Source organism: Streptomyces virginiae (genome assembly GCF_040638905.1).
Taxonomy (GTDB): domain Bacteria; phylum Actinomycetota; class Actinomycetes; order Streptomycetales; family Streptomycetaceae; genus Streptomyces; species Streptomyces virginiae_B.
This window is the reverse complement of sequence record NZ_JBEZYV010000008.1, coordinates 72,035-85,144: the sequence shown is the minus strand read 5'-3', so window position 1 is coordinate 85,144 and position 13,110 is coordinate 72,035. Positions and strand designations below refer to the sequence as shown.

Annotated in this window: 12 protein-coding genes and 1 pseudogene; 10 read left to right on the top strand and 3 right to left on the bottom strand. The window is 69.8% G+C overall.

The genetic code is table 11. The features are described from left to right. Window positions 1-153 precede the first annotated feature (153 nt). Window positions 154-399 carry a DUF397 domain-containing protein gene (locus AB0F82_RS13945; protein ID WP_350989850.1) on the top strand — a complete coding sequence of 82 codons (246 nt, stop codon included), beginning with the start codon at window positions 154-156 and terminating at the stop codon, window positions 397-399. A gap of 89 nt (window positions 400-488) precedes the next feature. On the opposite strand, the gene AB0F82_RS13940 is transcribed toward AB0F82_RS13945, so the two are convergent. Then, entirely contained in the window at window positions 489-977 is a 489-nt protein-coding gene (locus tag AB0F82_RS13940; RefSeq protein ID WP_390079932.1) for an ATP-binding protein, read from the bottom strand. A 361-nt stretch (window positions 978-1,338) separates the two neighbouring features. Here AB0F82_RS13940 and AB0F82_RS13935 point away from each other — a divergent pair, with 361 nt between their 5' ends. From AB0F82_RS13935 to AB0F82_RS13895, 9 genes and pseudogenes are all read left to right on the top strand, one after another. Continuing rightward, a complete protein-coding gene (locus tag AB0F82_RS13935) occupies window positions 1,339-2,217 on the top strand; it encodes a helix-turn-helix domain-containing protein (protein ID WP_356810205.1) in 879 nt (292 codons plus the stop codon). A gap of 89 nt (window positions 2,218-2,306) precedes the next feature. Further along, on the top strand, window positions 2,307-3,764 hold the full coding sequence (locus tag AB0F82_RS13930) for an aldehyde dehydrogenase family protein (RefSeq protein WP_356810204.1): 1,458 nt from the start codon (window positions 2,307-2,309) through the stop codon (window positions 3,762-3,764). A gap of 83 nt (window positions 3,765-3,847) precedes the next feature. Further along, window positions 3,848-5,914 (top strand): annotated as a pseudogene (gene mrdA / locus AB0F82_RS13925) (penicillin-binding protein 2); the annotation flags it as partial. A 117-nt stretch (window positions 5,915-6,031) separates the two neighbouring features. Further along, complete coding sequence (locus tag AB0F82_RS13920) at window positions 6,032-6,544, top strand: DinB family protein (protein ID WP_356810203.1); 513 nt, start codon at window positions 6,032-6,034, stop codon at window positions 6,542-6,544. Window positions 6,545-6,585: 41 nt separating this feature from the next. Then, window positions 6,586-7,200: a PadR family transcriptional regulator gene (locus AB0F82_RS13915; RefSeq protein ID WP_362626784.1), complete on the top strand. Its 615-nt coding sequence runs from the start codon at window positions 6,586-6,588 to the stop codon at window positions 7,198-7,200. A 71-nt stretch (window positions 7,201-7,271) separates the two neighbouring features. After that, window positions 7,272-8,204: an ATP-binding cassette domain-containing protein gene (locus tag AB0F82_RS13910; protein WP_362626781.1), complete on the top strand. Its 933-nt coding sequence runs from the start codon at window positions 7,272-7,274 to the stop codon at window positions 8,202-8,204. Window positions 8,205-8,236: 32 nt separating this feature from the next. Then, window positions 8,237-8,983 carry an ABC transporter permease gene (locus AB0F82_RS13905; protein ID WP_356810271.1) on the top strand — a complete coding sequence of 249 codons (747 nt, stop codon included), beginning with the start codon at window positions 8,237-8,239 and terminating at the stop codon, window positions 8,981-8,983. 105 nt (window positions 8,984-9,088) lie between these two features. After that, complete coding sequence (locus AB0F82_RS13900) at window positions 9,089-9,847, top strand: MerR family transcriptional regulator (RefSeq protein ID WP_356810200.1); 759 nt, start codon at window positions 9,089-9,091, stop codon at window positions 9,845-9,847. Window positions 9,848-9,964: 117 nt separating this feature from the next. Further along, entirely contained in the window at window positions 9,965-10,675 is a 711-nt protein-coding gene (locus tag AB0F82_RS13895; RefSeq protein ID WP_362626778.1) for a DedA family protein, read from the top strand. A gap of 66 nt (window positions 10,676-10,741) precedes the next feature. On the opposite strand, the gene AB0F82_RS13890 is transcribed toward AB0F82_RS13895, so the two are convergent. Together AB0F82_RS13890 and AB0F82_RS13885 are read right to left on the bottom strand one after the other, a co-directional pair. Then, on the bottom strand, window positions 10,742-12,382 hold the full coding sequence (locus AB0F82_RS13890) for a threonine/serine ThrE exporter family protein (protein ID WP_356810198.1): 1,641 nt from the start codon (window positions 12,380-12,382) through the stop codon (window positions 10,742-10,744). 184 nt (window positions 12,383-12,566) lie between these two features. Beyond that, window positions 12,567-13,061, bottom strand: coding sequence for an inorganic diphosphatase (locus AB0F82_RS13885; protein WP_008742522.1), 495 nt, complete (start codon window positions 13,059-13,061; stop codon window positions 12,567-12,569). Window positions 13,062-13,110 lie beyond the last annotated feature (49 nt).

Here is a 13,110-nt window from a genome sequence, read left to right as displayed (position 1 = left end):
CCGCGACGCGGTCCCGGACGCCCTCCGGCCCTGGGGGCGGACCTGTCTGTGATCACCGGAACACCCCGCGTGCACGTGCATCTGCGCATGCAGCAGCCAGTGAACACAGCTATGATCCGGTGGAGTTGACATCTGCACTATCGGGGGCTTCCTGTGGACCACGCGTACAACGGGATGGCAGCTGCAGAACTCGCTTCCTTGTTTGAGCTGACGTGGCAGAAGAGCAGACACAGCAACTCGCAGGGTTCCTGCGTGGAGTTCGCGAAGCTGCCCGGAGGCGACGTCGCCATGCGCAATTCGCGCTTCCCGGACGGTCCGGCGCTCGTCTACACGCCGGCCGAGATACAAGCCCTGCTCCTGGGCGTCAAGGACGGCGAGTTCGATCACCTGATCGGCTGACGGAACAGCGCATTCATCAAGCCATGCACGTGCACTGGCCGGGACTGATCACAGTGATCGGTCCCGGCCAGTGGTCGTGTACGGGTGGCTCAGTCGTGGAGCAGGAACAGCGCCCAGACCACCTTGCCGGTCAGCCGCCCCGCGAGCGGGTGCCAGCCCCAGCCGTCGCTGTACGAGTCCACCAGGAACAGCCCGCGCCCGGACTCCAGGTCGAAGTTCTCCTCGGTCCGCTCCGGCGAGAACGCCCCGCCGGGCCGGTCCTCGCTGGGGTCGCGCACCGCGCACACCAGTCGGGTGCTCCACCGCATCAGGTGCAGCCGTACCGGCGGCTCCGGTTCGGCGTCCGGCCCCCGCGACTCGTCCGGCAGGGCGTGCCGCAGCGCGTTGGTGACGAGTTCGGAGACGACCAGGGCGACATCGTCGAAGCGGCCGTCGAGGCCCCACTGGGTCAGCGTCGAGCGGGTGAAAGTGCGCGCGCCCCGCACCGCGTCGAACCGCGCGGGCAGAGCGCATGAGGCGGACCCGGAGACAGCCGTGGGGTCGACCGGGGGAAGCCCCTGCCGTAACGGCTCGAGCATGGTCGATCCATTCGTCCCCATGCGAGGCACTCCCGGGATTCGCGGACGAAGCGGTGGCTTGTGTCCAAAGAGAACTGCGGGGTGGGTCCCGCGCCGGCGCGAAGAGCACGCAGGTGCGCGGGGACCATCGTTCCGAATGCTCGGGCCGGATGCAAGGGCAGATGCACGTGCACGCGCCGGACCTGTCCGCTCACGTGACGGTTCTTGCTCATTTCTTCCTACGCATACTTACGGACTTCTTTCCCCGGAGAAGGGATTCCGTTACAGAACGAGTACGACCCGATGCGTTTTGGTGGCAGACTGCGGCCCCTGGGGTACGGGGGCCCCTGGACGCCGCGCACACCACGCGCACGCCAATGCGATGGGGAGGGCAGTACTAGTGACCGCAGAAGCAAGCGGTTCTGTGGTGCGCCGCATCCTCCTGGGCTCCCAGCTCAGGCGACTCCGAGAATCCCGCGGCATCACCCGTGAGGCGGCCGGCTACTCGATCCGCGCATCCGAATCGAAGATCAGCCGCTTGGAGTTGGGAAGGGTGAGCTTCAAGGCAAGGGACGTGGAGGACCTCCTCACGCTCTACGGGGTCACGGACAGCGCCGAGCGCGAGTCCCTCCTGGGGCTGGTCCGCGAGGCCAACGCGACCGGGTGGTGGCACAGTTACGGTGACGTGCTGCCGGGCTGGTTCCAGACCTACATCGGGCTGGAGGGCGCCGCGTCGCTCATCCGGATCTACGAGGTGCAGTTCGTCCACGGCCTGCTGCAGACCGAGGCCTACGCCCACGCCGTCGTCAGCCGCGGCATGCCCGGCGCCACCGCCGCCGAGATCGACCGCCGCGTCGCGCTGCGCCTGGAGCGGCAGAAGGTGCTCGTGTCCGAGAGCGCCCCCGTCTTCCACGCCGTCCTCGACGAGGCCGCGCTGCGCCGCCCGTACGGCGACCGCAACGTCATGCGCGGCCAGTTGGAGCACCTCATCGAGGTCTCGCAGCGGCCCAACGTGCAGCTCCAGGTGATGCCCTTCTCCTTCGGCGGGCACGCGGGCGAGAGCGGAGCCTTCACCCTGCTGCGCTTCCCCGAGTCCGACCTGCAGGACATCGTCTATCTGGAACAGCTCACCAGTGCCCTCTACCTGGACAAGGACGAGGAAGTGGGGCAGTACGGGCGGGCGATGGAGCGGCTCCAGGCCGACTGCCCCGACCCCGACCGGACCCGGGATCTTCTTCGCGGCCTACTCCAACTGTCTTGATCCGCACGTAGTATGACGTCTGATCAGTGCATGATGACCGATCGGTCTCCGGTGCAGCGCACGGGTGCGCGCTCGCAGTAAGGGATGGCATGTCCATATTCAGCGACCTCGCTCACCAGTACATCGACGGCGAATGGCTGGCCGGCAACGGTTCATGGGACATCATCGACGTCAACCCGTACAACGGGGAGAAGCTCGCGGCCATCACCGTGGCCACCGTCGAGCAGGTGGACCAGGCGTACCGCGGCGCCGAGCGCGCCCAGCGGGAGTGGGCCGCCACCAGCCCGTACATCAGACGCGCGGTCCTGGAGCGCGCCCTGCGGATCACCGAGGAGCGCGAGAAGGAGATCGTCGAGGCGATGATCGACGAGCTCGGCGGGACCCGTCCCAAGGCCGAGTACGAGGTCCACCTCGCGATGGAGTTCATCCGGGAGTCGCTCCAGCTGGCCGTCCGCCCCGAAGGGCGGATCCTGCCCTCGCCGGTCGAGGGCAAGGAGAACCGGGTCCAGCGGCTGCCCGTCGGCGTCGTCACCGTGATCAGCCCCTTCAACTTCCCCTTCCTGGTCACGTTGAAGTCCGTCGCCCCGGCCCTGGCGCTGGGCAACGCGGTGGTCGTCAAGCCCAACCAGAACGCCCCCGTCGTCGGCGGCGGCGTCATCGCCAAGATCTTCGAGGACGCCGGGCTGCCCGCCGGCCTGCTGAACGTCCTCGTCACCGACATCGCCGAGATAGGCGACGCGCTCCTGACGCACCCCGTCCCCAAGGTCATCTCCTTCGCGGGATCGGACCGCGTCGGCCGGCACGTCGGCGCGATCGCCGCCCGCCACTTCAAGCGCACGGTCCTGGAGCTCAGCGGCAACAGCGCGCTCGTCGTCCTCGACGACGCCGACCTCGACTACGCGGTGGACGCGGCCGTCTTCAGCCGCTTCGTCTACCAGGGCCAGGTCTGCATGGCCGCGAACCGGATCCTCGTCGACGCCTCCGTCGCGGAGGAGTTCACCGAGAAGTTCACCGCGCGCGTGCGCGCCCTGAAGACCGGCGACCCGCACGAGGCCGACACCCACATCGGACCGCTGATCAACTCCTTCCAGGCCGACGCCCTGACCGCGCTCGTGGACCAGGCCGTGGAATCCGGTGCGCAGGCGCTCGTACGGGGGTCTACGCGCGGCAACCTGGTCGAGCCGACCGTGCTCGCCGGGATCCCCGAGGACTCCCCGCTGCTGGGCCAGGAGATCTTCGGCCCCGTCGCGCTGCTGGTGGTCTTCGACGGCGAGGACGAGGCCGTACGGCTGACCAACGCGACCCCCTACGGGCTCAGCGGCGCCGTGCACACCCGGGACGTCGAGCGGGGCGTGCGCTTCGCCCAGCGGATCGAGACGGGGATGATCCACGTCAACGACTCCACGATCGGGGACGAACCGCTGGCCGCGTTCGGCGGGGAGAAGGCCTCGGGCCTGGGCAGGCTGAACGGCGAGGCCACGGTCGAGGCGTTCACCACGCAGAAGTGGATCTCCGTGCAGCACGGGCGGACGGCGTTCCCTTTCTAGGTCACCAGGCGGTGTCCGGCGGATCAGGATCGGACAGCCCCTAGACTCGGCCGGGCGTAGGCAGCCGCCCGGGGGAGAACGAGTTGAGCAACATACCGGAGACCGGCCGGACCCCTCGGGTCCAGAACCGGCTCGTCGTCATCCAGGTCGTGGTCTTCTCCCTGCTGCTCACGCTGGGCGGACGGCTCTGGTACCTCCAGATCCGCAACGGCCAGGAGTACACGGACGAGGCGAAGAACAACCACGTCCAGCAGGTGGTCCAGCCGGCCGTGCGCGGCTCGATCCTCGACTCGCGCGGGGTTCCGCTCGCCGACAACGCCACCCACCTGGTGGTCTCCGCGAGCCGTACCGAGCTGCTGAAGATGAAGGACAAGGGCAAGTCCGTGCTGACCCGGCTCGCCGGGGTGCTGGGCATGGACCCGCAGGAGGTCGTCGACAAGGTCCGCCTCTGCGACTCCCAGACCAAGCAGCCCTGCTGGAACGGCTCGCCCTACCAGCCGATCCCGGTCAGTGACGAGGCGACCACGGAGCAGGCCCTGCAGATCCGCGAGCACCCCGAGGACTTCCCGGGCATCACGGCCGAGGCGACAGCGCTGCGCCGCTACGCGGCCCCGGACCAGGCCAACACCTCCCAGGTGCTGGGCTACCTCTCGCCGGTCACCGACGAGGAGATCGCCAAGGCGAAGAAGACCGACTCCCCCTACCTGCGCTCCGACCAGGTGGGCCGCTCCGGCCTGGAGCGCACGTACGACAAGGAGCTGCGCGGCAAGGCCGGCATCACCCGCTACGAGGTGGACAATCTCGGCCGGGTCATCGGGCAGGGCCAGACCGACCCGGCGCAGCCCGGCTCGAACATCGTGACCTCGATCGACTCTCGCGTGCAGGCGGTCGCCGAGCGGGAGCTGAACAACGCGATGATCGACGCCCGCAAGGTCCACGACAAGAACACCGGCCGCAACTACGAGGCCGACTCGGGCGCGGTCGTGGTGATGGAGACCAAGACGGGCCGGATCGTCGCGATGGCCTCGAACCCGACCTACGACCCCAACGCCTGGGTGGGCGGCATCTCCGCGAAGGACTACGCCTCCCTCACGGACAAGGAGTCCAACTACCCGCTGCTGAACCGCGCGATCCAGGGACAGGCGGCGCCCGGCTCCATCTTCAAGGTGGTCACCTCGACCGCCGCGGTCAACGCGGGCTATCCCTTCAACAACCGCTACCCCTGCCCCAGCTCGTACTCGGTGGGCAACCAGACCTTCACGAACTTCGAGTCGCAGGGCCACGGCGACATCACCATCGGCCGGGCCCTGGAGGTCTCCTGCGACACGGTCTACTACCTGATCGCCGACCAGGAGTGGAAGAAGGACGGGGGCATCAAGCCGAAGAAGGACCCGAACGACTGGTTCCTCAAGACGGCCCACGAATTCGGCCTGGGCAAGCGCACCGGCATCGACCTGCCCAACGAGGTGCCCGGCCGGGTCCCCGACCGCAAGTGGAAGCAGGACTTCTTCGACGCCAACAAGGACGCCTGGTGCCGGGACGGCAAGAAGAACGGCAGCTTCGCCGAGAAGATCGCCTACGAGAACTGCCGCCAGGGCAACCAGCTGCGCGAGGGTGACGCGATCAACTACTCGATCGGGCAGGGAGACACCCTCGTCACCCCGCTCCAGATGACGTCCGTCTACGCGGCCATCGCCAACGGCGGCACCCTGCACCAGCCGAGCGTCGGCAAGGCGATCGTCAGTGCCGACGGGACGTCGGTGAAGGAGATCGCCCCCAAGGAGCAGGGCAAGCTCCCGATGGACGCCAAGACGCGCGACAACATCGACAAGGCCCTCGCCGGCGTGGCCACCGACGGCAGCGCCGCCTGGCGCTTCGGCGGCTGGCCGCAGAAGCAGATCCCGATGCACGCCAAGACCGGCACGGCCGAGGTCCAGGGCAAGCAGACCACCTCGTGGTTCGCCTCCTACACCGAGGACTACGCGATCGTCATGACGATCTCCCAGGGCGGCACCGGCTCCGGCGCCTCCGGACCGGCCGTCCGCAAGATCTACGAGGCGATGTACGGGCTCGACCCGACGGGCAGGCAGGACCTCTCCAAGGCCCTGCTCCCGAAGCCGGCCACGGCGCTGCCCGCGATTCGGCCGGACGAGGAGAACGCGTCGAACCGAGCCGGGAATTAGGACAGCATCTGACCGCAAGGCTCCGTAGCGTGTGGGTTGTCGGGGGAGAGGCCCCCGGCAACACCACGCAGAGGCGGTCCGGTCATGGCCCAGATTTCCACCGAGGTCCTCGGCGACGAGCGCGGCACGCTCCTCGCCTTCGTCGAGTCCCAGCGCGCGGCGATCCGCGAGACCCTCCTCGGGCTCGACGAGGAGCAGGCGGCGAGCCGCCCGAGCGTCAGCGAACTCAGCCTGTCCGGGGTGCTCAAGCACGTGGCCGAGTGCGAACTGGCCTGGCTGCGCATGGCCCAGCAGCGGCCGAACGAGCTCCAGCGCACCGAGGAGGACCGCAGCGAGTCCTTCCGGCTCGTGGACGGCGAGTCCGTGGCCTCGGTCCTGGCCTTCTGGGACGGGATCCGGCAGGAGACGGAGGCCTTCGTCGCCGCGGTGCCGAGCCTGGACGTCACCTTCCCGCTGCCGCCCGCGCCCTGGTTCCCGCAGGACGGCAAGGTCTCCATCCGCTGGATGCTGCTGCACCTGGTGGAGGAGTTCGCCCGGCACGCGGGCCACGCGGACATCGTCCGCGAGTCCATCGACGGCACCAAGGCCATGGGCTAGGGGGTGTCCGGCGGATCAGGGCAGGGGCTTAGCCTGGCCCCATGTCAGCGATCCGGCTTCTTGTCCTCGGCGCGGTCCGCCAGCACGGGCGGGCCCACGGATACCAGGTGCGCAACGACCTGGAGTACTGGGGCGCCCACGAGTGGTCGAACACCAAGCCGGGATCCATCTACCACGCGCTGAAGCAGATGGCGAAGCAGGGCGTCCTGCACGCCCACGAGGTGGCGCCGAGCGCGGCGGGCGGACCGCCGCGCACCGAGTACGAAGTGACGGACGCCGGCCGTGAGGAGTACTTCAGGCTGCTGCGCGAGGCGCTCTCGGCGTACGACCAGAAGACGGACGTGCTGTCGGCGGCGATCGGATTCATGGTCGACCTGCCGAGGGACGAGGTGCTGGCGCTCCTGCGGGAGCGGCTGGCGAAGCTGGCGGGCTGGCGGTCGTCGGTGACCGACTACTACACGCCGGAGGGCGGCCCGGAGGCGCTGGGACACATCGGCGAGATCATGCACATGTGGGTCCACTCCGCCGATGCCGAGGCGGAGTGGACGCGGGGGCTGATCGCCCGGGTCGAGGGAGGCGCGTACTCCTTCGCGGGCGAGGGCGGCGAGCCCTTCGTGGGGGTCCTGGCGGAGGGCCAGGAGAACCCCTACGCCTAATCAAGTTTGACTAGCCCGTGAGGGGGCACTACCTTTGCGGCTCGCGGTAATCAAATTTGACTAGTGAGGGAGTGGCTTTGGCGATCTCCGTCGAAGGCGTCCACAAGCGGTACGGCGACAAGCAGGCCCTGGCCGGGCTCGACCTGGAGGTGGCGCGCGGCACCGTGCAGGCCGTGCTCGGCCCCAACGGCGCCGGCAAGACCACGGCCGTGCGGATCATGAGCACCCTGCTCCGGCACGACGAGGGGACGGTCCGGGTGGCGGGCCACGACGTGGCCGCGGACCCGGCGGCCGTGCGCTCCCGCATCGGCCTGCTCGGCCAGCACGCGGCGCTCGACGAGGAACTGGCCGGGCGGCAGAACCTGGAGATGTTCGGCCGCCTCCACCACCTCGGCGCGCGCCGGGCCGGGCGGCGCGCCGACGAGCTCCTGGAGCGCTTCGGCCTCGCGGACACCGGCCGCAAGGCGGTGAAGCAGTACAGCGGCGGAATGCGGCGCCGGCTCGACCTCGCCGCCTCCCTGATCACGGACCCGGAGGTGCTGTTCCTGGACGAGCCGACCACCGGCCTCGACCCGCGCGGCCGCGCCGAGGTGTGGAGCGCCGTCCGCTCGCTGGTGGGCGGCGGCACGACCGTCCTGCTCACCACGCAGTACCTGGAGGAGGCCGACCAGCTGGCCGACCGCATCGCCCTCGTCGACGGGGGCCGGGTCGCGGCCGAGGGCACGGCCGACGAACTGAAGGCCCTGGTCGGCGCGGACCGGATCGTCGTGGTCCTGCGGGACGCGGCCAGGCTGGCCCAGGCGGCGCGGCTGCTGCCCGACCCGGCCGTCGACCCCGACACCCTGACCCTGAGCTTCCCGGTCCAGGACCGGATGGCGGGTCTCGCCCGGACCCTGCGGACGCTGGAGGAGGCGGGCGTCGAGGCGGCCGACCTGACCGTCCGGCGCCCCACGCTGGACGAGGTGTTCCTGCACCTGACCGACCGCGAGGAGGTGGCCGCGTGAGCGCGGTCTGGGTGGTCTCGGACTCCTGGACGATGACCCGGCGCGAGCTGGCGCACTGGGCGCGGCAGCCCGTGCAGATGGTCGTCGGCCTGGTCTTCCCCGTGATGATGCTGCTGATGTTCGGCTTCCTGGTGGGCGGCGGCCGCGGGATCGACGGCGAGTACGTCGAGTTCCTCGTGCCGGGGATGCTCGCCCTGACCATGGCCTTCGGGCTGGAGGCCACCATGACGGCCGTCACCCAGGACCTGAACAAGGGGGTGATCGACCGCTTCCGCGCCATGCCGATGTCCTCCTCGGCGGTCCTGGTGGGCCGCAGCACCGCCGACATGCTCCAGTCGGCGGTGGGCCTGCTGGTCCTGGCCGCGGTCGGGCTGCTGCTCGGCTGGCGCTGGCACGGCGGCGCGGCGGCGGCGCTGCTCGCCTTCGGGCTGCTCCTGCTGCTGCGCTTCGCGATGCTGTGGATCGGGATCTGGCTCGGCATGGTCGCCGGCCGACCGGAGCTGGTCCAGGCGGTGCAGATCCTGGTGTGGCCGGTGGGCTTCCTGTCCAACGCGTTCGCCACGCCGGAGTCGATGCCGGGTTGGCTGGGCGTGGTGGTGGAATGGAACCCGCTCTCGGCGACGGCCACCGCCGTCCGCGACCTGTTCGGCAACCCGGCCGCGGCGCCCCCCTCGTGGGCCGCCGACCACGCGGGCCTGCTGGCGGTCGCCTGGCCGCTCCTGCTGCTCGCGGTCTTCTTCCCGCTGGCGGTGGGCCGTTACCGGGGGCTGAGCAAGTAGCCCGCGAAAGCGGGGTCTGGGCAAGCAGCCCGCGAAAGAGGACTTGCACCTCACGCGGCGTGAGGAACCACAGTGAAGGGCGTACCCGAGCAGAGGAGGGAAGAAATGGGCTACTCCGTGGGCCAGGTCGCCGGTTTCGCCGGGGTCACGGTGCGCACCCTGCACCACTACGACGAGATCGGGCTGCTCTCCCCGGGCGGCCGCAGCCACGCGGGACACCGGCGGTACGACGACGCCGACCTGGACCGGCTGCAGCGGATCCTGTTCTACCGGGAGCTCGGCTTCCCCCTCGAAGAGGTCGCGGTCCTGCTGGACGACCCGCGATCGGATCCCCAGGAGCATCTGCGCCGGCAGCATGCCCTGCTGACCGACCGGATCGCCCGGCTCCAGCAGATGGCCAAGGCCGTTGAGCACGCCATGGAGGCGAAGAAGATGGGCATCAACCTCACGCCCGAGGAGAAGTTCGAGGTCTTCGGGGACGTGGACCCCGAGAGCTACGCGCAGGAGGTCGAGGAGCGCTGGGGCGACACCGAGGCGTACGCCGAGTCCCAGCGCCGCGCGGCCTCGTACACGAAGGACGACTGGCAGCGGATCCAGGACGAGTCCGCCGAGTGGGGCCGCCGGTACGCGGCGGCCATGGAGGCCGGCGAACCCGCCGACGGCGAGGCCGCGATGGACCTGGCCGAGGAGCACCGCCTGCACATCCACAAGTGGTTCTACGACTGCCCGTACGAGATGCACACGTGCCTCGGTGAGATGTACGTGGCGGACGAGCGGTTCACGGCGTTCTACGACGCGGTGAAGCCGGGCATGGCCGTACACCTGCGGGACGCGATCTTCGCGAACGGCGTGCGCAAGGCGTAGGCGGAAAGTCACGTAGGCGACCCCCGCCGGTACCTGGAACCGGGCGGGGGTCGTGTGCGTTGATAATTGAAACCGTCCCCACCTGCCTTCCCCCCGATCCAGGAGAGCCCGGAACCCGTGTATACGCTTGCGCTCACCCCTGAGTGGCTGTCCCCGGACTACCTGATCTCGCACTTCGGCCTGATCGGCATCCTGGTCATCGTCTTCGCCGAGTCGGGTCTCTTCGCCTTCCTGCCCGGCGACTCCCTGCTCTTCACCGCGGGCCTGCTGGTCGCGGACGGGCAGTACATCAAGCAGCCGCTGTGGCTGGTCTGCACCCTGATCGTCGCCGCGGCGGTCATCGGCGACCAGGTCGGCTACATGATCGGCAAGTTCTTCGGGCCGAAGCTCTTCAACCGTCCGAACTCCAAGCTCTTCAAGCGGGAGAACCTGGACAAGGCGCACGAGTTCATGGACAAGCACGGCCCCAAGGCCATCGTGCTCGCCCGCTTCGTGCCGATCATCCGCACCTTCGCCCCGATGGTCGCGGGCGCCGGCACGATGAAGTACCGCACCTTCCTGACCTACAACATCATCGGTGGCATCGGGTGGGGCGCGGGCGTCACCGTCGCGGGCTACTGGCTCGGCCAGATCGACTTCATCAAGACGAACGTCGAGGCGATCCTCGTCGGCATCGTCCTCCTCTCCGTCATCCCGGTGATCTTCGAGGTGCTGAAGGCCCGCAAGGAGAACAGGGCGAACGCCGGCCAGGCACCCGACGCGGTCGCCGCCGTCGACGGCAGCGGCCCGCAGTCCCCGGGCCAGCGCGGCCGCCACGCCAAGCGCTGATCCGGACACGCCGGAGTCACCGCGTACGCCCCCGCATGCGGGGGCGTACGCGTGTCCGGGCGCCGGTCAGAAGCCCCGGGTCCGCTTCGCCGCCCGGCGCTTGGCGGCGCTCGCGGCGCCGGGGATGCGCATGAACAGCCGTGAGGCCTCCGAGCCCAGGTTGACCCCGATGGCGATGGCCAGCGCGATGGCCGCGGCGTTCACCAGCGAGCCCAGGCCCTCGTTCAGCCGGTTCTCGGCGATCAGCAGCAGCCCGTAGTACGTCGCCGAGCCGGGCAGCAGCGGGCCGATGGCGGCCGTCACGTACGGCAGGGCGGAGGCGAAGCGGTAGCGGGAGAAGAGCTGTCCGAAGAGGCCCACCAGTCCCGCCGCGACGCACGTGGACGGCACCGGTGGGATCCCGCCCGCGTAGTGCAGCGCCCCGAAGGTCACCCACGCCACTCCGCCGTTGAGGGTCACGATCCACACCGTGGAGCGCTCCTGCTGGAGCAGGATCGCGAAGGTGAAGACCAGCACCATGGAGGCCGCGATCTGGATCAGCGGCCGCTGCTGGATCTGGAGCACCTCTTCCGGCCGCGGCGAGGCGTCGAACTGCAGCCCGACGTAAAGCACCACCAGTACGCCCATGATGATGCCGATGAAGAGGTACATGACCTCCAGGAGCCGGGCCGAAGCGGTGATGTAGTAGCCGGTCAGACCGTCCTGCACGGCCGCGACCAGGGCTCGTCCCGGCAGCAGCGCGAACAGCCCACCGGTGATCACCGCGGAGGCCTTGACGTCGATCCCCGTCATGTTCAGCGCCACCCCGATGGCGGCGGGCGGCATCGCGGCCACCACGAACTGGTAGAACTCGGGAAGCCCGCGCCCGGCGCACAGCCAGGCCAGCCGGTCACCGAGGACGGCCCCGATCGCGGCGGCGAAGAAGACGAGGACCCCACCGCCGACGAGGGTGGAGGCGGCCCCCGCGAGCAACCCGGCGGAGGCGGTGAGCATCCAGCCCGGGTACGGGTGCCGGTTGCGGCGGATCTCGGCGAGGCGGCGGTAGGCCTCCTCCAGCGACACGTCGATCTCGTGCGCGCTGATGTCGTCCACGAGGCGGAACACCGCCGCCAGCCGGTTGTAATCGGTGCCCCGGCGCCGCACGGTCCGGTTGGCCGACACGGGGTCGCCCACCAGCGAGGGGTGGTGGGTGATCGACAGCATGGTGAAGGTGACGGTCGGCTCGCAGCGGTCCAGCCCGTACGAGCGGGCCACCGCGAACATCGCGGCCTCCACGTCCTCGGCGCCCTCGCCGCCGGCGAGCAGCAGCTCGCCGATGCGCAGCGTCAGGTCGAGCACACGGCCCACGGCGGGGCCGGCCTCGCTCTGCCGCTGGACCAGCTCCGGTACGGGCCGGATGTCGACCGGCATGCGCAGCATCGTGCGCATGCGGTCCTGCCAGGGCGATTCCGTCATCCGCACGACGGGGAAGCCCTGACCCGGGGTGTAGGCGGGCGGGGAATGCGCGGCCCGATAGGTGGCGGGGGCGGCGAAGGCCGACCCCTCGGGCTCCGGCCGCACCGGCTCGGCGCCCGCCGGAAGAGCGAATTCCGAGGTGGGCTGGTCCTCCTCCGGGGATTCCGGCCCGACCCCCGGCGGCGGCGTGAAGGCGCTGTGCGCCTCGTCGGACAGGGGCTTCCTGTCTTCTGCCCCGTCGGCCTGCGCCACGCGTCCTCCAGTCCGTGATCACCCGGAGCATCAGTATGCGGAATCGTTTCCTCCCTCCGCATACCCAGCCCGGCCGCACCGCCCGGGAACACGACGGCGGGCGGCACCCCCAAGGGATGCCGCCCGCCATGTCACAGGGGCGCGGGGGCAGACCCCCGGCCCGTCACCGCCGCCGAGCCTGAGCTCAGTGGTGGCCGCCCTGCGCCTCCAGGCGCTTGTACGAGGCCTCGATCTCGGCCTCGGCCTCGGTACGGCCGACCCAGTTCGCGCCCTCGACGGACTTGCCCGGCTCCAGGTCCTTGTAGACCTCGAAGAAGTGCTGGATCTCCAGGCGGTCGAACTCGGACACGTGGTGGATGTCGCGCAGGTGCTCCACACGCGGGTCGGAGGCCGGCACGCACAGGAGCTTGTCGTCGCCGCCCGCCTCGTCCGTCATGCGGAACATGCCGATGGCGCGGCACTTGATCAGGCAGCCCGGGAAGGTCGGCTCGTCAAGGATGACCAGCGCGTCCAGCGGGTCGCCGTCCTCGCCGAGGGTGTTCTCGACGAAGCCGTAGTCGGCCGGGTAGCTGGTCGAGGTGAAGAGGCGACGGTCCAGACGGATCCGGCCGGTCTCGTGGTCCACCTCGTACTTGTTCCGCGAACCCTTGGGGATCTCGATGGTGACGTCGAACTCCACGTCCTGCTCCTCCATGATCAGCTTCATTGCTTCGAGACGGCATTGATTC